This is a genomic window from Exiguobacterium sp. EA-TM-5 (genome assembly GCF_053878415.1).
Genome location: NZ_CM132670.1, coordinates 1,790,381 through 1,810,060, shown reverse-complemented (window position 1 = coordinate 1,810,060; position 19,680 = coordinate 1,790,381). Strand labels below are relative to the sequence as shown.

The 19,680-nt window shown below is 41.9% G+C and carries 15 protein-coding genes and 1 tRNA gene; 5 read left to right on the top strand and 11 right to left on the bottom strand.

The window, feature by feature from the left end:
• Window positions 1-6: 6 nt before the first annotated feature.
• Together ACV3PA_RS09240 and gltB are read right to left on the bottom strand one after the other, a co-directional pair.
• Entirely contained in the window at window positions 7-1,473 is a 1,467-nt protein-coding gene (locus tag ACV3PA_RS09240) for a glutamate synthase subunit beta (RefSeq protein ID WP_053453598.1), read from the bottom strand.
• Entirely contained in the window at window positions 1,470-5,942 is a 4,473-nt protein-coding gene (gene gltB / locus ACV3PA_RS09235; protein WP_053453599.1) for a glutamate synthase large subunit, read from the bottom strand. The genes ACV3PA_RS09240 and gltB overlap by 4 nt, the downstream gene beginning before the upstream one ends.
• Window positions 5,943-6,235: 293 nt before the next feature.
• On the opposite strand from gltB, the gene ACV3PA_RS09230 reads away from it, so the two are divergent.
• Together ACV3PA_RS09230 and ACV3PA_RS09225 are read left to right on the top strand one after the other, a co-directional pair.
• Window positions 6,236-7,078: a transporter substrate-binding domain-containing protein gene (locus ACV3PA_RS09230; RefSeq protein WP_053453600.1), complete on the top strand. Its 843-nt coding sequence runs from the start codon at window positions 6,236-6,238 to the stop codon at window positions 7,076-7,078.
• Window positions 7,079-7,080: 2 nt separating this feature from the next.
• A complete protein-coding gene (locus ACV3PA_RS09225; protein ID WP_053453601.1) occupies window positions 7,081-7,758 on the top strand; it encodes an amino acid ABC transporter permease in 678 nt (225 codons plus the stop codon).
• 70 nt (window positions 7,759-7,828) lie between these two features.
• On the opposite strand, the gene ACV3PA_RS09220 is transcribed toward ACV3PA_RS09225, so the two are convergent.
• Window positions 7,829-9,670, bottom strand: coding sequence for a putative bifunctional diguanylate cyclase/phosphodiesterase (locus tag ACV3PA_RS09220; RefSeq protein ID WP_442855415.1), 1,842 nt, complete (start codon window positions 9,668-9,670; stop codon window positions 7,829-7,831).
• Between the two features lie 145 nt (window positions 9,671-9,815).
• Between ACV3PA_RS09220 and ACV3PA_RS09215 the strand changes: the two genes are divergently transcribed.
• Window positions 9,816-10,445, top strand: a complete 630-nt coding sequence (locus ACV3PA_RS09215) for an FMN-dependent NADH-azoreductase (RefSeq protein ID WP_053453603.1) — start codon at window positions 9,816-9,818, stop codon at window positions 10,443-10,445.
• Here the strand turns inward: ACV3PA_RS09215 and ACV3PA_RS09210 are convergent.
• From ACV3PA_RS09210 to ACV3PA_RS09180, 7 genes are all read right to left on the bottom strand, one after another.
• Window positions 10,442-11,317 (bottom strand): helix-turn-helix domain-containing protein, encoded by an 876-nt coding sequence (locus ACV3PA_RS09210; RefSeq protein ID WP_456124487.1) that lies wholly within the window; start codon window positions 11,315-11,317, stop codon window positions 10,442-10,444. The two genes, ACV3PA_RS09215 and ACV3PA_RS09210, sit on opposite strands and share 4 nt — an antisense overlap.
• 23 nt (window positions 11,318-11,340) lie before the next feature.
• On the bottom strand, window positions 11,341-12,207 hold the full coding sequence (locus ACV3PA_RS09205; RefSeq protein WP_456124486.1) for a helix-turn-helix domain-containing protein: 867 nt from the start codon (window positions 12,205-12,207) through the stop codon (window positions 11,341-11,343).
• 427 nt (window positions 12,208-12,634) lie between these two features.
• Window positions 12,635-13,516 (bottom strand): helix-turn-helix domain-containing protein, encoded by an 882-nt coding sequence (locus tag ACV3PA_RS09200; protein ID WP_053453606.1) that lies wholly within the window; start codon window positions 13,514-13,516, stop codon window positions 12,635-12,637.
• 12 nt (window positions 13,517-13,528) lie between these two features.
• Window positions 13,529-14,419: a helix-turn-helix domain-containing protein gene (locus ACV3PA_RS09195; RefSeq protein ID WP_053453607.1), complete on the bottom strand. Its 891-nt coding sequence runs from the start codon at window positions 14,417-14,419 to the stop codon at window positions 13,529-13,531.
• Window positions 14,420-14,426: 7 nt separating this feature from the next.
• Window positions 14,427-15,314: a helix-turn-helix domain-containing protein gene (locus tag ACV3PA_RS09190; RefSeq protein ID WP_053453608.1), complete on the bottom strand. Its 888-nt coding sequence runs from the start codon at window positions 15,312-15,314 to the stop codon at window positions 14,427-14,429.
• Window positions 15,315-15,403: 89 nt separating this feature from the next.
• Window positions 15,404-15,474: transfer RNA gene (locus tag ACV3PA_RS09185), tRNA-Thr, on the bottom strand.
• 85 nt (window positions 15,475-15,559) lie between these two features.
• Window positions 15,560-15,757 (bottom strand): hypothetical protein, encoded by a 198-nt coding sequence (locus ACV3PA_RS09180; RefSeq protein ID WP_023468575.1) that lies wholly within the window; start codon window positions 15,755-15,757, stop codon window positions 15,560-15,562.
• Between the two features lie 156 nt (window positions 15,758-15,913).
• On the opposite strand from ACV3PA_RS09180, the gene ACV3PA_RS09175 reads away from it, so the two are divergent.
• Complete coding sequence (locus ACV3PA_RS09175) at window positions 15,914-17,101, top strand: MalY/PatB family protein (protein ID WP_456124485.1); 1,188 nt, start codon at window positions 15,914-15,916, stop codon at window positions 17,099-17,101.
• A 259-nt stretch (window positions 17,102-17,360) separates the two neighbouring features.
• Window positions 17,361-18,833 (top strand): sodium/proline symporter PutP, encoded by a 1,473-nt coding sequence (gene putP, locus ACV3PA_RS09170; protein ID WP_053453675.1) that lies wholly within the window; start codon window positions 17,361-17,363, stop codon window positions 18,831-18,833.
• A gap of 55 nt (window positions 18,834-18,888) precedes the next feature.
• Here putP and ACV3PA_RS09165 read toward each other — a convergent pair whose 3' ends face one another.
• Window positions 18,889-19,680 (bottom strand): class I SAM-dependent methyltransferase, encoded by a 792-nt coding sequence (locus ACV3PA_RS09165; RefSeq protein WP_456124484.1) that lies wholly within the window; start codon window positions 19,678-19,680, stop codon window positions 18,889-18,891.

Genomic DNA, 19,680 nt, shown 5'->3' with positions numbered 1-19,680 from the left:
TATAATTCAGCCAGTTTGTTGCATCGTTCTTAAATATTGCCCGACCGCTTCTGCGACTTCACGACCCTCGCGAATCGCCCAAACGATGAGTGATTGCCCACGTCTTGCATCACCTGCAGCAAATACGCCTGGACGGTTCGTCGCGTAACGCGTCGTCTTGATTTTCCCGCGCTCCGATGCAACCGCTAAATGCTCGAGCACGTTTTCTTCCACCCCACTGAACCCGATAGCAATCCAGACTTGATCGACTGGGAAGTAACGATCGCTCCCTTCGACTTCCCCAAAAATCACCTCACCCGATTCATTTGTTGTTTTCGTTGTCTGAATCGTCCAGACACCGGTGACTTGACCAGATTCACTCGTCGTAAACCGCTTGATGGCGATCAAGTATTCACGTGGATCCCGACCGAACTGTTGCAATGCCTCCGCATAGCCATAATCAATCGAATAGAGTAACGGTGTGTCCGGCCACATGTTTCCGGTTGCACGTGTCGTGCCCGGTTGTTCATGTTTACCGAATTGGACAACGGAGCGACACCGTTGTCGAAGCGCTGTTGCTACACAGTCTGCTCCTGTATCGCCCCCACCAATGACGAGAATATCTTTATCTCTTGCGTCATGATCAGGAGACAACGGTTCTTGCGAGAGCACGTGACGCGTCACGCCAGTCAGATAATCCATCGCATAACCGACTCCTCGCGTTGGTGCTTCTGTTAATTTGCGAGGTTCCGTCGCACCGACACACAAGATGACAGCGTCATATTCTGCTTCAAGTGTCGCTAACGTAATGTCTGTGCCAATCGTGACATTCGTCCGAAAGCGAATCCCTTCAGCTTCTAATAAATCAACACGTCGTTGTACGACTTTTTTATCAAGTTTCATCGCTGGTATTCCATACGTTAATAATCCACCGACACGGTCTTCCCGTTCAAAGACAGTGACCTGGTGCCCGGCTTGATTCAGCTGATCAGCAGCTGCAAGACCAGCAGGACCCGAGCCGACAATGGCAACGGAATGTGTCGAACGTATCGTTGGGATTCGAGGCACGACCCATCCTTTTTCAAACCCGATGTCAATGATCGACCGTTCGATATCCTTGATTGCAACTGCAGGTTCATGAATCGATAACGTACACGACCCTTCGCATGGTGCCGGGCAGACGCGACCTGTGAATTCAGGAAAATTGTTTGTCTCAAGCAATCGATCGAGTGCTTCTTGAAAACGTCCTTCCTCTACAAGTAAGTTCCATTCCGGAATCAGGTTATAGACTGGACAACCAATCTTCACTTGATCAAACACTTCTCCTACATGGCAAAACGGTGTGCCGCAGTCCATACACCGACTGGCTTGTTGACTCGCTTCCGCTTCCGTCAAAGCTGTCTTGTATTCGTTAAAGTCACTCACTCGTTCGCTTGGATGTCGTTCCGTACCGCTCGAACGAGCGACTGTCATGAATTGATCGCGTCGTTTCATCGTACCCCTCCTGTTCTTCGTCCAAGATGTGTCTCGAATGCGAGCAACATTGCTTCTTCGGTGTTGTGTCCCTGTTTTGCGAAATCAGCCATCAGTGTCGTGACTTTTTCATATGTCGATGGGATGACACGGATGAACGAATGAATGACATGATCCCAGTTCGCAAGAATCGCATCGCCTTGTTCACTTCCGGTTCGTGCGACATGACGCTCAATGAACGTCTTCAGTCGTGTAATCTCTTCGACATTCGTAACAGGTCCTGTCGTGACAAGTTCACGGTTGACGCGTTGCAAAAATTGTTCGGGATTGCGCGGTAACACATACGCGACACCACCAGACATCCCGGCTGCAAAGTTTTTTCCGACATCGCCAAGGACGACGACCGAACCACCTGTCATATACTCAAGTCCATGGTTTCCGATTCCTTCAACAACGGCGACGGCTCCACTGTTTCGAACAGCAAAGCGCTCACCCGCCTGTCCATTGACATACAGCTCACCACTTGTCGCCCCGTAGAGGGCAACGTTCCCGATAATAGACTGATCGGACGAGACGAATGGAATCGTTCGTGGTGGATGAACGGCTACGATCCCGCCGGACAATCCTTTTCCAACGTAATCGTTCGCTTCTCCTGTGACATCAATCGTCATTCCACGCGGTACATACGCCCCAAGACTCTGACCGGCAGAACCAGTCAATTCGAGCTTCAGACGATCCGTCGGCAGACCGAGTGCGCCAAAACGTCGGGTTAGCATCGCACCGGTTTGTGTTCCGATTGCACGATCCGTATTTTGAACAGCTAATCGAATCGTCTGTGGATGAGTAAAATCTGCTGCTTCTAAATAAGGTGCAACTTCACGTGCGTCGAAGGAACGGTCGACATGATGATGCTGTTGTTCTGCCGGACCATGCGAGACATGAACGAGGAGGCGTGAGAAGTCAAGACTCTTCGCTTTCCAGTGCGTCCGTTGTCGTTCTGACGGTTCGAGTAAATCCGTCCGACCAACAAGATCCTGTAGACGCCGCACACCAAGCTGCGCTAAATGTTCGCGTACTTCCTCCGCTATGAACGTCATGAAGTGGACGACGTCATCAGCAGATCCCGTAAATTTTTTTCGGAGCTCCGGGTCTTGTGTCGCAACACCAACCGGACACGTATCAAGATGACAAGCACGCATCATGATACATCCGACAGCGATGAGTGGTGCTGTCGCGAAACCATATTCGTTTGCACCTAACATCGCTGCTAAGATGACATCCCGTCCTGTCAACAGTTTTCCGTCTGTCTCGAGTACGACACGTTCTCGTAAGCCGTTTAATGTCAACGTTTGATGCGTCTCTGCAAGTCCAAGTTCCCACGGTAGACCCGCATGTTGAATGCTTGTCTTTGGCGAAGCACCCGTGCCGCCATCATGCCCACTGATTACGATGACATCCGCAAGTCCTTTCGCTACTCCGGCAGCAATCGTTCCAACGCCACCTTTTGCGACGAGTTTGACGCTAATCCGCGCTTGATCGTTTGCGCGCTTCAAGTCATGAATCAACTGGGCTAAATCTTCAATCGAATAGATATCATGATGGGGTGGTGGAGAAATTAATCCAACACCAGGTGTCGATGCACGCACACGCGCAATCCACGGGTAGACTTTTTCACCTGGCAATTGCCCTCCCTCTCCTGGTTTTGCACCTTGAGCCACCTTTATTTGTAATTCGTCCGCATGAACAAGGTAATGACTCGTCACTCCGAAACGACCAGAGGCAATCTGCTTGATCCGACTCATCCGGAAGTCACCATTCTCGTCGCGTTCGTATCGTTCCTCTTCTTCGCCGCCTTCACCGCTATTGCTCTTACCGCCCAAGCGGTTCATCGCGATTGCAAGCGTCTCGTGCGCTTCTTTTGAAAGTGATCCGTATGACATCGCACCCGTTTTAAAATACTTGACGATTTCGCTGACAGGCTCAACTTCGTCAATCGAGATCGCTGTTGTTTCTTTGAACGTCAACAGGTGTCGTAACACCGTTGCCGGTTCCTCCTGAATGCGTTGTACATACTTTTGATAGAGCCGGTAATCATTTGTGCGGCACGCATGTTGCAGCAAATGAATCGTCGCTGGGTTAAACGCATGATGTTCTCCTGCTTGACGGTACCGGAAGACACTACCGGATTCTAAATGAATCCGCTCGTCAGCAATCCGTTGTGCCCGTCGGACTTCTTCTTCCATCAATTCGATCGTCATCCCGCTCAGTTGAGATACCGTACCTGTGAAGTGTTGCTCGATGACCGTTCGATCAATCCCGACCGCTTCAAAAATTTGTGCCCCTCGATAACTAAAGACCGTCGAAATACCCATTTTCGACATGACTTTAACGACGCCTTCCGTGACTGCTTTTTGATAACGTTTTTCTACATCCGGTAATCGATCCCCGATGGCGTCATCAATCGTCGCATAGGCAAGATACGGATAGATTGCATCTGCGCCGTATCCGATCAACGTGGCGATATGGTGGACTTCACGTACTTCTCCTCCCTCGACAATCAAGCTGAGGTTTGTGCGTAATCCCTTTCGGATCAACGCATGATGAATTGCGCTGGTCGCAAGCAGAATCGGCATCGGCAATGTTCCTGGTCGGACGAGACGATCCGATAACATCAATAACTCATACCCGTTCCGTGCAGCGGTCACAGCCTCATCAACGACCATCTCGAGCGCTTCCTCAAGCGAATCAGTAAACGTCGTCGAAATCGTTTTTTGCTTAAATCCACATTGTTTAAGTGCATGGGCTTCGTCCGGTCTTAGAATCGGCGTCTCCAACCGAACACGACGACAGTTCGCGCGGTTCGGCGTCAGTAGCTCCCCTTGTCGACCAAGCCATGTCAGCGTCGAGGTGACGATGTCTTCTCGTAACGCATCGATTGGTGGGTTCGTCACTTGTGCGAATAGTTGTTTAAAATAGCGGAATAAGGATTGAGGACGTTCGCTTAGGACAGCTAAAGGGATGTCCGTCCCCATCGCACCTAACGGATCTTTTTGTTCTTCGACGAGTGGAATCAAGTATTGATCGATATCTTCACGGGTATATCCAAAGTGTCGTTGTTTCGTACCAAGTTCGACGAGCGTTTCTTTGAAGTCGTTACTTGAAAGGGAAACGACTTCTTGCGCGAGCCACTCCGCATATGGATGCCGTGTCGCAAGCTCCCGTTTAATTTCTTCGTCTGCGATTAACTGACCAGACGCAAAATCGAGTAAAAGCAGTTCACCTGGTGCTAAGCGTTTTTTGTATAAAATGTCTTGTTCACGAAGAGGGAGTACCCCTGCTTCAGACGACAACATGAAGTGTCCATCGCGTAACAGAACATATCGCGCCGGACGTAGACCATTTCGGTCAAGCGTCGCACCAATTTGTTTCCCGTTCGTAAAGACGATGGCAGAAGGACCATCCCACGGTTCGATCATGCTACTGTGGTACTCATAGTAGGCGCGCTTTGCCGGTCTAATTTCGGCGTGTTCAAATGGTTCCGGTACGAGCATCAGTGCTGTCTCAGCGAGCGATAGACCTGACAGATGAAGAAATTCAAAGGCATTATCAAGCATCGATGAATCGCTACCCGTCTCATCTAGAATCGGTAACACTTCCTCTGCCCGATTGCCGTAAGTCGTCTCAGCTAATCGACGTTCTCGACCTCGCATTGCTCGAATGTTTCCTTGCAACGTATTGATCTCGCCATTGTGAATCAAATAACGGTTCGGATGAGCACGTTTCCAACTCGGGAACGTATTCGTACTAAAGCGCGAATGTACGATACCAAACCCTGACTGATAGCGTTCGTCCCGTAAATCATCGAAGTATGCGCGCAGTTGATCTGTCGTCACGAGCCCCTTATAAACGATCGTCTCACTCGAGCTACTAAGGACGTACTGTTCAAGACCAAGTTGCTCTGATTCACGTTCAAACGCTCGACGAATTAAAAAGAGTGTTCGTTCGAATGTCAATCCTTCCATCGCCTGTGCGCCAATGAAGCATTGACGAATGACTGGCTCTGTCCGGCGTGCACCCGATCCTAGCACTTCGGACTGCACAGGTACGGTCCGCCATCCTAAAACGTCTTGCCCTTCCGTCAAGATGATTGACTCTAAAGTTCGTTCGAGTCGCATCCGTTCCCGTTCTTCACGTGGTAGGAACACCATGAATACGCCATAATCTCCTTTTTTCGGGAATGAAATGTGACGAACTGTTTCACGAAACAGTCGATCTGGTAATTGTGTCAAGATACCCGCCCCGTCTCCGGTCTTCGCATCGCTCCCTTGCCCACCACGGTGCTCCATTTGACAAAGCATGGCCAATGCATGTTCAACGATTTCATGACTCGCTCGTCCTGTTTGATGTGCGTAAACCCCAATCCCGCACGCATCATGTTCCATTCGAGGGTCGTATAACCCCTGCTGTTCAGGGTATTGATGAAATGTCATAGTAGCACTCTCCTTGCCTTCTTAATTTTCTGTATATTCAGTTAAATTATACTTTACACTCTTTTATGTTTATTCGCTACTATGCATAATCACCATCCGATTCATCATCTCGATACAGAATTGGCATATATCAACATTGATAACGCTTACATACAATTGGATATTCATTCATTATTTTTTTTGTTTGAATTCGACACTTTGCACGCGTATTACTTTGCCCGAACATGTGATTCCGTGGTATTTTTAAGTAGGAACAGCGATACTGATCACGAAAAAAAGAGAGGAATAATACGATGAAAAAAACAATGCAATGGACGGGGCTCTTGATCGCAGGTAGCTCAATCCTATTAAGTGCATGCGGTCAGCAAGAAGAGAAGACAACCGCATTTGATAAGATCCAAAAAGAAGGGACAATCGTCGTCGCGACGGCTGGTACACTTTACCCGACATCTTATCATGATGAAAAAAGTAATAAATTGACGGGCTTTGATGTTGAAGTCGTCAAGGAAGTAGCAAATCGTTTGGATTTAAAAGTGAAATTCAAAGAGATGTCATTTGATGGCATGTTAACTAGCGTGAATACAGGTCAAGTGGATCTTGCTGCTAACGATATTACGATCACTGATGATCGAAAAGAAAAATTCGCTTTCTCAAAACCATACAAATATACGTATGGAACGGCAATCGTTCGAAAAAGTGATTTATCAGGAATCAAGTCACTGGAAGACTTGAAAGGTAAAAAAGCTGCTGGCGAAGCCACTACGACGTATATGCAAATCGCTAAAAAATATGGTGCGAAAGAAGTCACATACGATAATGCGACGAACGATCAATATCTACGTGATGTCTCAAATGGGCGGACAGATGTTATCTTAAATGACTATTACTTGCAAACACTTGCTGTCGATTTCTTCAAGGACTTCGATATTACGATCCATCCTGATATTGCTTACAATCCGAGTCAAGTCGGGTTGATCATGGACTTGGATAACAAGGAACTCCAATCCAACATTAACGAGCAACTTGATAAAATGAAGGAAGACGGTACCTTAAAAGACATTTCGAAGCAGTTTTATGCCGGAAAAGATGTCTCCCAAATGCCTGACGTCAAAACGACGATCGTCGATGTGAACTGACGATGTCATCGATTGATTGGCGGTCCGTCTTTAACCCGGAATTAGCGGTCGAATCATTTCCTTATATTTTGAGTGGACTGGGTCAGACGCTATGGATTTCTTTGCTCAGCATGGCTATTGGTCTCGGAATTGGTTTAATTCTTGCTCTTTGTCGTCTATCTCACCTTCGACTATTACGCATTGGAGCCAGTGCCTACATCTCATTTATGCGCGGTGTTCCGATTCTTGTATTGCTGTTCATGTTATATTTCGGACTGCCAGTCATTAACATTCAACTGGACGCGTTAACGGCTGCAATTACTGGTTTTAGTTTGAATAGTGCCGCGTACATGGCAGAGATTATTCGTTCTTCCTTACTATCGATTGACAGTGGACAGGAAGAGGCCGCAGCATCACTTGGTTTATCCAAGTATCGGACGTTTGTTGGAATCATTTTGCCGCAAGCGATTCGAATTGCCATCCCGCCACTTTCAAATGTATTACTTGATCTTGTCAAAGCGTCATCGCTTGCTGCTATGATCACTGTCCCTGAAATTTTTCAAAAGGCTAAAATTGTCGGTGGACGTGAATTCGACTACATGACCGTTTACTTTGTCGTGGCTTTTATCTACTGGGGCATTTGTTCCTGTATCGCCGTCATCCAAGAGATACTGGAACGACGTTTCGCCCGGTATTTATGACACGTCTCATGTAAATAGGCGCTGGACCACGTCCACCGCCTATTTACATTTTATTTTTTTCAAGACATCGTTATCCTTCCCGGTACATCACTAAATAATCTTCTAATTGGCGCGGTTGTAATGGTCGATGAAAGAGATACCCTTGCAACGTATGGCATCCTAATTGTTCGAGCAATGCCGCCTCTTCTTCTAATTCAATACCTTCGGCTACGATTGTCATCTCTAATCGTTTTCCTAACTGAATGATCGTCTCGATCATCGCCCGCTTCTTCTCAGACTGAATGGCTTCTTGGACGATTTCTTTTGGAATCTTTAACTGATCGAACGGTAGCTCAACTAACGGTTGCATCGATGAGAAGCCCGTCCCGAAATCATCCAAGGCAATCCGAATACCATACAAATGTAATGCATTCAGCGTCTCGGTAATTTGATCCGTTCCTTCAATAAAAATATGCTCCGTCATCTCGATTTCGAGTAATGATGGAGGAAAACCTGACTGTTTTAAGATCGCTAATACGCGATCCGTAAAATCTGGTTGACGCAATTCCCATGGCGAAACATTCACTGAAATCGTTAAAGGTTCCTTCCCCTCTTCCAACCATACTTTTCCTTGGAAACACGCTTGACGCATGACCCAATTACCTAGTGTCTCAATGAAACGAGTCCGTTCGGCGAGTGGGATGAACTCAATAGGTGGAACAAGACCGTATTCTGGATGATTCCAACGGATTAAAGCCTCTACTCCAGTAATTTGTCTCGTTTTTGCATTGACTTGAGGTTGAAATAAAACAAAAAAGTCACGATCCAACTCTGCATCATATAAGTCGCGCGTTAGCTGAAGTGCTCGTTTTCGTTCGTTCTGAGTTGCTAAATCTGTAATTGCAAAGGTGTTTTTCCGATTTGATTTAGCAGTAAATAAGGCAATTTCAGCATCATTGATGACATGGTCCGTTGTTTCTTCATTCATATACGAAACACCGATGCTCGCGGTGACATTAATTTGCTTAAAATCAATTTGAACGCGTTCTGATACACTCGATAAAATCTCGTCACAAAGAGTTCTTGCATCGTAATGTTTTGGTGCATGCATTAAAAAGGCACTTCCACTCGCTTTTGCAATCGTGCAATCTGCAAAACGATTCATCAATCTCCTACCAATGATGTGTAAGGTACGGTCACCTGTTCGATAACCGAATGCATCATTAACCGTTTTAAAATCGTCAAGATCAACAAGGCAAATCAAGTCGCCTTCTTGTTTCTTCTTCTCCACTTCGATGACAAAAGAAGAGCGATTTGATAATCCTGTCACAGGATCAGTGAAAGCTTGTTCTTGTAAACGAGCTAAGTAGTCGATATTTCTTTCGAGGCGAGTAACGTATTGATTATGGATCAATAAACTAATGATCGTTGCAATCAAGATGAGTCCGATTCGCGCGATATGATCAGATGCAAACATCGTGGTATTTTCAAGTGACGGAGTTTGATACCAAATATAAAGAAGTGAAACCGTCGTGATACTCGTTGCATACATTAGCATCGTTCGGTTGATGACGACAAGAGACGCTAAAATGAAAAGAAGCGCGCATGCCCAAACTGTTTGAACACCGCGATCAATAAACGGATAATAAATGTATGGAATCAATAAAAAAACGCTCGACATCATATGTGGCTTTAATCGATCCGACAACGTACTTTTACCGATAAAATATTGAACTAGTCCAGCGCTCGCTATAATGATTGCCCGTAGCCAATCATCTCCATTTAAACCAGAGCGACTGAAGACATTTGCGATAATGTATAAAATGGCACCACAACTCGTCAATACAAAAATGATCATCCCGAACAACTGATAGTTTGCCCGAATTTCTCGATGATATTGCAGACTGTTGGAAGAACGTCGCTGTGTATTCACCGCCATCCCCTCTTTCTAGTTCCTGACGTTTATTTTCCTTATCGGAATCAAATTAAAACCTGAATTTTCTAAAAATAATAAAATAATGGGAAGTCATGATTTTGAGTAGAACGGGAATAGAAAGACATAGAAAGGAGCGATTAAGATGTCACACTTACTATTCATCGAAGCAAACGATAGTACGCATCAAAAAAAAGGCATTAGTTCTGAATTGAACGCTGCCTTCTTGAATGCTTATCGTGAAACTCATCCTGATGACAAGATTACGGTTTTGAATTTATTCGAGGAACGACTTCCCTTTTTTGACTTGAAACTTGCGAACGCGGCAAGTCGACTATTTAAAGGAGAAGAATTAACCGGGGAGTATGCCACACATGCGCAACGACTTCAAGAATACCTAAATGGATTCTTAGACGCCGATAAGGTCGTCTTTTCATTTCCGATGTGGAACTTAACGGTTCCGGCACCGCTTCACAACTATATGGATTATCTCGCTCAAGCTGGGCAAACATTCCGGTATACAGCGGAAGGATCGATTGGTTTAGTAGAAAATAAACAAGTATTATTGATTCATTCACGCGGCGGCGATTACTCGACTCAAGACAAAGCACCAAGCGAACATGCAGTTCGCTATATGCTAGACTTGTTAGCATTCTTTGGAATTAATGATGTATCGACTGTCATTTTAGAAGGACATCAGCAATATCCGGAACGTGCATCTGAATTAATTGATCAGGCACTTATCTCATGTAAAAAAATGGGAGAACAGTTCTAAACACGAAATAAAACAAAGGATCCATTTTTTTCAAGTAAGATTTTCTCATGAACAGATAGATTGAATGTACGGAATAATGAATACGCCATTGTAAAGTCACGTTGTATGTCAAAGGGGTTACCATTCAATTTTTTTTTAAAGTAACCTCTTTGATAATACAATTGACCTAACAGTTGACCATCCTCAATTTGCAAGCTCTCTTGAATACCTTGTTCAGTAACCTCTAAACCAATTTGATTTCGATTTTGTTCGGATAGTTGCTTCGCATAATTGTAGAGAATCTTAATTCGAACCTTTTTCAGTTCAATCGTATCAAAATTAAATTGAAGCAATTCTTGAAAGTTTTTTTCTGCTGAATCAAATTTCTCATGCTCAATAAAAGAAATCGCGATTGCCATTTTAATTCTTAAATAAAGCGTTGGAGATTTGAATTGTAATGACGTATTCATCAATAATTGTTTAAATTCACTAATGGTTTCGAGATAAGTTCTAAAATTTCGTTTTTCATGAATGATAATTTCATAATACATTGCTAAAAATTTTATCTCATCATAGTCTATTTTGTTTTTTATATCATCAATAATGATGCAGGCTTCTTCAAATTGATGACCTTGTAACAATCTCAATAATTGTTGATCATAAGATGTATACATATCACTCCGAAGATGATCTTCAAACAACATGGACAGTGGTACCTTAAGACGTTTCGCAACTTGTTGTAACCAATCAATTGTTGGTGAATTTTTACCATTTTCCACCTTACTAATTTCAGCTTGACTACATATCCCCTCACATAACTCTGCTTGAGTCATGTTTTTTTCTCTTCGAATCCGTTTGATTTCATATCCGATTGATGAAGATAAATGACTCATCTGTTTTTCTCCTTCACTTATTTTTAAAATTCAAAGTATAAAAAATCGCCTTTACCATTTAATACTATTTCAGCGTGATTATGATTGTCTAATGCGTGAAATATGGTGTACGCGTGAGTAAATGCTTCTTGAATGTCTTTACGTGAGTATTCTAACTCTTCATAAAAACAACCTCGTTGATAAAAAAAATGACCTAACAATGACGTATCTTTTCTCTCAAGAGATGATTGGATACCTTCTTCTGTTATTTGTAGTCCCTTTTTAAAATCAGATTGAAAATATAGCTGCTGCGCAAAATTATACATGATTTTAGATTTTAGTTTCATCAAATCATATGTCAAATAATCGTACTCTAATAATTCTTCGTATACTTTTCTTGCATATTGATAATGATGATTTAAATAATAATAGTTTGCGACAGACATTTTGATTCTTAAGAAAATGGAAGGATATTCGATTTCCATTTGTTTTTGATCTGATAAGTAGAGTAGTTGAGAAATACAAGTTCGATAATCGATATCTTTTTTGCCTTCACGAGCTATCCACTCAAAATAACGAACCAATAATTGAACAGATGAAGGTAAATCATTCGGTGTTTGTTTGATGAAATCAAGCATGTCATCATAACGGTGTCTTCTAGAAAAATCAGACAATTGTATATCATATTGTTGAAATAGACTTGTCTCATTCAGATCAATGAAGAGCTGAGCCGTTGAAATATGGAGATTTTGAGATAACCGTTGAACAATATCTATCGTCGGCATAATCTTTCCATTTTCAATTTTACTCAACTCTGCTTGGCTACATACATCCTTTGCTAATTCTGTTTGCGTTAAATTTCTATCAATACGTAGTTTTTTGATATGTTGACCGAATGCTTCGATTTCCACATTTTCTACTCCTTTTCTCCATTTTTGTGTTCAATCAGCAACGTACTTAATATTTCATTAAAAATATAAGTCCGCTCTAATATCTTTTTGTTAATATTTAGAAATTGCTTTATTGTGAAAATAATATTCTCATTTTAGAAAAATCCAGATTGATTTCAGATGCTCGTACTATTTTTTCTGTGATAAATCATTCGATTAACGAAAAAAATTAAGCTATCTTTATAGCATATGCGACTCATTCAGCCATCTAACTGAAATAAATCAATTTTATATTTTTTGAAAAAAACCTTCTTGACAGGCAAGAAGGTTAGCACATTCTTTACATTCACAAAGAGGACAATATATAGAGTAGAGTACTTCATTTGGAGAATAACAGTATTGTATTCTATACATTGAATTTAAGCGGATAATCATGTAAAGAAGTGCATTACGTCGACTCAAAAGTGAATAATAAGTGTTCCTCTTTTAATTCAACAACCTTTTGTTTGGTCGATTTAAACTCAAATGCGTGCAGCAAGGTGTAGGCAACTGTATAGGTTTTTTGAAACGAATCTATTCCAACCGCCTCTTGATAGTTACCTAATTGAAAATACAAGTGCCCTAAAAGAAAGGTTTGTTGATGGCTTAAACATAATTCGATTCCTTTTTGAATATATACTTTAGATTCTTCAAACAGATCTTGATACAAAAGAATTTGAGCATGATTAAAATAAATCTTGATTAAAGAAGTAACATATAACGAACTATTAAGGTTCTCTAATAAAACTTCAATATCTAAATAAGCACTCTTCGTTAAGTGAAATAGATCATGTTCTGCATACAAATTGGCAATCGCTGTCTTAATTCGAATAAATAGGGGAATTGATTCGCTTTGAACATCCCATTCAATTAGAAGGTTACTTAATAAGGAAGCCGCAGTTCTAAAATCAAACAGATCTTGCTTTAAGCCGACAATGATTTGAAAATATTCACTTAGTATGATGATTTCTATATTTTCCTTATCGTCGTACTTAGAAATGTATTGCTTGATTTGCTCATACGCTTCTTCTCGAAGTAACTCTGAAACAGTCTGATCAAAGTATTCCATTTCTTCGTTCGCTTGAAGCTCTTCGAATAAAAGTGCAATCGGAACTTTTAGTCGAATGGCAATTTGCTGTATCAAATCTACAGTAGGTGAATTTAAACCATTCTCAATTTTACTAATTTCAGCTTGGCTACAAATGCCATTACACAGTTCGCTTTGTGTTATCTGTTTTTCGATACGTATCTGTTTTATTTTTGTACCAATCGATGAAGTTAGTGAATTCATATTCATCATTTCTCACTCGCTTTCATCTATTGGGAATAACAACAGTTCTGATAAATGTACTTCAAGGATTTTTTGGTAAGCATGATTGTTTGTTGCAATGAAAAAGGAATAGGCAATCGTATATGCTTCTCTAATATCATTCTTAGCGGCATGTAAGGATTCCAAAAAGAAACCTTTTTGATAATAAAAGTGACCAAGATACGTGAGATCTTGCAAGTTTTTTGTCTCTTCAATCACTTGCTCTACTTCCCGTAATCCTTCTTCGAATCGCTTTAGTCTATATAAGTTCCTTAAATAATTGTACATGATTTTCATTTTAATTTTTTTATATTCACGAGTCTGATAAGGCATTTTCAATATGCCTTCATAAATTTGATGAGAATGCGTATATTCTTCGTGATTCGTATATAGAACTGCAATTGCCATTTGAATTCGAATATAAAGCAGAAATGACTTTTTCATGATTTCCTTCTGCGCGACTAATTGAAGCAATGATGTAATACATGAACGGAAATCAATATTTCCTCTTTCATATTCAAGCAGGACTTGATAATAGTGAAGAAAAATTTTAATTTCAAATATAGTTGTTGATTTGGAATAATGAGTTAACTCCGCTGACATTTCTCCATATGTTTTTTCTCGAAAATGACGTAACATTTGCTGGTCAATTTCGTTCAACTTTTGAGAAACTTGTTCATCCGAAAAAAATAAAGAAATGGATATTCGTAGTTTTCTACAAATCTGTTGTAATAAATCAATTGTTGGAGTGTTTCTTCCATTCTCGATTTTACTAATTTCAGCTTGACTACAAATGCCTTTGCATAGTTCCTTTTGAGTCATCCCTTTTTCTAATCGTAACATCTTAATTTTTTTGCCAATCGATGAAGTTGTCAAATCTATCATCGTTTGTTCACTCACTTTCATCTATCGGGAATAAGATATTCTCAAAAAAATACGTATTAAGAATTTTTAGGTACGAATAGTTCTTTGTCGCAATAAAAAAAGAATAGGCAGTCGTATAAGCTTCTCTCACAGAAACTTCCGATAAGTTTAACGCTTCTAAAAGAATACCTTTTTGAAAGTAGAACTGCCCGAGGTACGTTAAATCTTGTAGTTGTTTCGTCTCTTCGATCACTTGCTGAACTTCCTGTAATCCTTCTTCGAAGCGTTCAGAATCAACTAAATTTCTTATGAAATTATACATGATTTTCATTCGAATCTTTTTATATTCTCGTGTTTGATAAGATAACGTTAGCAGTTCTTTATAAATTTGATGAGCATGTGTGTATTCTTCATGATTCGTATAGAGAACAGCAATTACCATTTGAATTCTTGTATACAGAAGAAATGACTTTTCTTCAACTCCCTGCAGTCTCACCACTTGCAACAATGAGGCGATACATGTCCGAAAATCAACATTCCCTCTCTCATACTCTAGTAATTCTTGATGATATCGAATTAAAATTTGAATTTCGATAGCGCTATTTGATTTTTTATATAACTCTAAATCATTTGCCATATTTGAGTAAGTCTTTTCTCGTAAATGACGAATCATCTTTTGATCAATCTCATTCAATTTTTGTGAGACGATTTCATCTTCAAAAAATAACGACATCGGTATACGTAGTCTTCGACAAATCTGCTGGAGCAAATCGATCGTCGGAGAATTCCGACCGTTTTCAATTTTACTGATCTCAGCTTGACTACAAATTCCTTCACAAAGATCTTTTTGTGTCATTCTCTGTTTTTTTCTTTCTTGCTTAATTTTATCGCCAACGGAATGAATGACTGGATGCATGTGGGTCACTCCTCAAATCAAAAATAACGAACTCACAAAAAAAGTCTTCCGTTTCAAGTATATATCACTTGAGACGAAAGACGCGTGTATGCTTCCGGCGAGAATCGAACTCGCACTGCAGCATTACCATTGCTGAGGTCTGCCATTAACCTACGGAAGCCTAGAAAATCTGATTCTAGTATAACTTACAAAGAAAAACAAAACAAGAAGTTGATACGTTTACCGCTCAACTTCTTGTCACTTTTTTACAGTGTTGTTTTCGTTAACGAGTTATCATAGACGACTAAAACTGAATAATGTTCATCCGCTTTAGACGCGACGAATGTTGAAAACTTTAATGTAATGATGGCGTTTGACCCAACACCATTATTCTCAAAAAATTCGTTTAGTCTTTCCTCTAATTCTTCAGGCGATCGCCCGACGACTACTTTAGAATGCAACATGATCATCACTCCGTTCCGTTATGGTAGGTTCGAAGTTAGTAATTTCCTTATCGAATAAAAGTTAAACCTTTATTTTTCCGACTTGCCCGACACTCTCTTCATCCGCTATGGTGAAATAGAGTAGAAAAACTTAAAAAGAACAGGAAGTGAAGTCTGATGGAACAGACCAATTTCGATGAACAAATTGAGAAACGAAATACGGGATCCGTTAAATGGGACGGACTCCCTTCGCTTTATGGATCAGATGAATTGATTCCAATGTGGGTCGCTGATATGGATGTCCGTCCGCCACATCATCTGACAGAACGATTGACTAGACGTGCTGCCACTGGTCATTTCGGCTATTCAATGTTCGAAGATGAAGCAAAGCAAGCTATTCTTCACTGGTTTCAAAAACGATATGATATTCCCGTCAAAGCCGAATCGATTCTTTACTCAAGCGGAGTCGTTCCTGGACTTGCACATACTTTACTTGCATTGACTGAACCAGATGATCAAATCATCATCCAGACACCTGTCTATCCTCCATTTCACCAGATCATCGAGTCCAATCAACGACAGATTGTTGAAAACCCGCTCCTTCTAGAAGGCGAACTAGAAGGCGAAACATATCGAACTGACTTTGCTCTCCTTGCGCAACAAATGCAATCAGCACAGATGATGATTCTTTGTAGTCCTCACAATCCAAGTGGTAAAGTCTTTTCGAAAGAAGAGTTATCTCAAATCGTGGAGTTAGCGAAGCAACACGATGTCTATCTTGTATCTGATGAAATCCATGCCGATCTTGTTTATAAAGGTTCCGCGCATACACCTATACTTGCCTTTGATTATGAAAAACTGATTTTAGTCAGCGCTCCCTCTAAAACGTTTAACATTCCTGGGTTATATGCCTCTTATCTGATCGTACCCGATCTTTCGATTCGTCAACGAATCGAGAAAGTCCAGCAACGCCATTTCGTTCATCCCAATGCATTGGCTTCAACTGCTATCACAGCAGCATACGGTGATGCTATGAGTGAACAGTGGCTCTCACAATTACTTGTTTATTTAGAAGGCAATCGTGACCATGCGGTTCAACGTATTCGTCAAGAAATGCCGAAATTAGAAGTCGTTGTTCCAGAAGCGACTTTCCTTTTATGGATCGACTTCAAGGCTCTTGAACTCGATAATAAAACGCGCGCCGACTGGCTTGTCAAAGAAGCAAAACTCGCTTTGACACACGGTTCTTCGTTCGGATCAGGTGGCGAAACATTTGAGCGCTTAAACATCGGATGCCCTCGTGCGCAATTAGATCAAGCATTAGACCGTTTAAGCACCGCATATCAACGGTTTTGGATCCATTAACATGATACGAATGATCCTAATTTCTTAGGGTCATTCTTTTTTATTTAAGTATTCATAATTTTCGAAATTGATGAACTTTAATAGGGACTAAAAGCGTCCCGACCCCTTAAGGCACTAGGCGTGGCGGCACTTTTCATGAATTTGACGTGACTTGCAAAGTCGTTTTATCCCCTGTAAGGTGGGGAACATATCATTTGGCGAACGAGGTGTTACATGCTTTTTCGCTAAAAAAACTATTGCATTTGGAGGATTTAACTTTATGACGCAAGAATGGATTTCGATCATCCTGTATCTTGTTCTCATGTTGGCAATCGGTTATTTTGCCTACAAGCGAACGACGAATACAGAAGATTACATGTTAGGCGGACGCGATCTCGGTCCTGGTGTTACAGCACTATCTGCTGGTGCATCGGATATGAGTGGATGGATGCTCATGGGACTTCCCGGCGCCATGTATGCAACAGGTGTTTCAGCACTTTGGCTAGCACTCGGATTATTGATTGGATGTTACGTGAACTATATTGTACTCGCTCCACGTTTTCGTCTCTATACGGAAATGGCAAACGACTCCATTACGATCCCTGATTTCTTAGAGAATCGTTTTGAAGACAAATCACGTGTGCTTCGTACCGTATCAGCACTCGTCATTATCATTTTCTTTACGTTCTACACATCAGCTGGAATCGTATCTGGCGGAAAATTATTCGTCAGCTCATTTGGATTTGATTACCACTATGGTATGCTCTTGACGATTGCGGTCGTAATCGCCTACACCCTTTTCGGCGGTTTTCTCGCAGTTAGTTGGACCGATTTCGTCCAGGGCTGTATCATGTTTGTCGCACTCGTTCTTGTACCGATCGTCGCATTAACAGACGTTGGTGGAGTTGATGGTGCGTACAATTACGCTGAAAACCTAGACCCTTCGCTGTTTGATCCATTTAAAGGGACAACGATTCTCGGAATCATTGGATTCCTTGCCTGGGGACTTGGTTACTTTGGTCAACCACACATCATTGTCCGCTTTATGGCAATTCGCTCTGTCAAGGACTTAAAAAGTGCCCGCCGTATCGGTATCGGTTGGATGTTCGTCTCAATCATAGGTGCGATGATGACAGGACTTGTCGGTATTGCTTACTTTGAAGGACAAGGCAATGGACTCGGCGATCCAGAGACAGTCTTCATCCGTTTCTCAGATGTTCTGTTCCATCCGTATATCACAGGATTCTTGATGGCTGCGATTCTCGCTGCAATCATGTCGACGATTTCGTCACAATTGCTTGTCACATCAAGTGCGTTGACAGAAGACTTTTATAAAACGTTCTTGAAAAAAGATGCATCAGATAAAGAACTCGTTCTAACAGGTCGAATTGCTGTTCTTGTCGTTGCCATCATCGCAAGTGTACTCGCTTGGAATCCGTCAGCAACGATTCTTGCACTTGTCGGTTATGCATGGGCTGGATTCGGTTCTGCCTTTGGTCCGATCATCTTACTTTCCCTTTACTGGAAACGCATGACGAAACAAGGTGCGTTAGCTGGTATCATCTCAGGTGCCTTGACCGTCATCATCTGGGTCCAACTCGGACTTAGCACGACACTTTACGAAATGGTTCCTGGATTCTTCACAAGCTTGATCTTCACAGTTGTCGTCAGCTTAATGACGAAACAACCAGTCAATGCTGTTCAGGAAACGTTCGAAGAGATGGAAGACGAATTAAAAGACGCAGTTCAATAATTAGCAACAACTAGTAAGACCTCTGCCGTTCAAACGGCAGAGGTCTTTTTTGGTCTTACAATTCGATGACACCATAATGTAACTTTGACGTCTTACGCTTTGTTCGTCCAAACCCATAGCGTTCAAATAGTGGACTCTCATAATGCGCTTTAAGGACGATACGCTGGCTCGCCACACGTTTTGCTTCCATGATCGTTTCAACTGATAACGTTTCATAGTTTGCAAGCGTTCGAAGCGGATCGAGATGCGTCGATTCCGATACCGTCCGTTCAAACATCGGATCAAAATAGATGACATCAAAACTATCGTCAGGACATTGCTTTAAAAACTCCAAATGATGTTCCATTCGAACCTCGATTCGTCGCATCGCTTGATTGATTGGCGAATAGGACTCTTCCCAGCGCTGTAACCCCTGTTTGACAACGAAAGCGGTCTCAGTTCGACTCTCGAGTCCTATGAGTTGTCCCGTCTCACCAACGGCATGACTCATGACGATCGCATCTGCACCAAGACCTAGTGTACAGTCAAGCACACGCATTCCTTCAGATAAACGACCGATCGTAACTAGTGGATCTCCTCCACCTGCGTCGATTTGTTTAATGCGAAAGACGGCACTTGATGGATGAAAAAAGAATGATATCTTCTCTCCGAGTGGATAAAGCTCTAGTCGTTGTTTATCGACGACAAGTACAGGTAATCCTGTTTCTTGCTGTAATTGTTCAATCCCTTTCTTCTTACGCGTGATGTAAACGAAATGAATCATCTCATCCGCTAATAGCTGCTTCACACGATGGCGGACGTCTTCGGTCGGACGAAGACACGTCGTCAGTCCAATCGTTGGTTTCAT

Excerpts from the sequence above, each read along its gene's own strand:
- ACV3PA_RS09230 (WP_053453600.1), top strand. The coding sequence starts at position 6,236 with ATGAAAAAAACAATGCAATGGACGGGGCTCTTGATCGCAGGTAGCTCA.
- ACV3PA_RS09180 (WP_023468575.1), bottom strand. The coding sequence starts at position 15,757 with ATGTTGCATTCTAAAGTAGTCGTCGGGCGATCGCCTGAAGAATTAGAG.
- ACV3PA_RS09175 (WP_456124485.1), top strand. The coding sequence starts at position 15,914 with ATGGAACAGACCAATTTCGATGAACAAATTGAGAAACGAAATACGGGA.
- ACV3PA_RS09200 (WP_053453606.1), bottom strand. The coding sequence starts at position 13,516 with ATGAATTCACTAACTTCATCGATTGGTACAAAAATAAAACAGATACGT.
- ACV3PA_RS09190 (WP_053453608.1), bottom strand. The coding sequence starts at position 15,314 with ATGCATCCAGTCATTCATTCCGTTGGCGATAAAATTAAGCAAGAAAGA.
- ACV3PA_RS09195 (WP_053453607.1), bottom strand. The coding sequence starts at position 14,419 with ATGATAGATTTGACAACTTCATCGATTGGCAAAAAAATTAAGATGTTA.
- gltB (WP_053453599.1), bottom strand. The coding sequence starts at position 5,942 with ATGACATTTCATCAATACCCTGAACAGCAGGGGTTATACGACCCTCGA.
- putP (WP_053453675.1), top strand. The coding sequence starts at position 17,361 with ATGACGCAAGAATGGATTTCGATCATCCTGTATCTTGTTCTCATGTTG.
- ACV3PA_RS09165 (WP_456124484.1), bottom strand. The coding sequence starts at position 19,680 with ATGAAACCAACGATTGGACTGACGACGTGTCTTCGTCCGACCGAAGAC.
- ACV3PA_RS09210 (WP_456124487.1), bottom strand. The coding sequence starts at position 11,317 with ATGAGTCATTTATCTTCATCAATCGGATATGAAATCAAACGGATTCGA.
- ACV3PA_RS09225 (WP_053453601.1), top strand. The coding sequence starts at position 7,081 with ATGTCATCGATTGATTGGCGGTCCGTCTTTAACCCGGAATTAGCGGTC.
- ACV3PA_RS09215 (WP_053453603.1), top strand. The coding sequence starts at position 9,816 with ATGTCACACTTACTATTCATCGAAGCAAACGATAGTACGCATCAAAAA.
- ACV3PA_RS09240 (WP_053453598.1), bottom strand. The coding sequence starts at position 1,473 with ATGAAACGACGCGATCAATTCATGACAGTCGCTCGTTCGAGCGGTACG.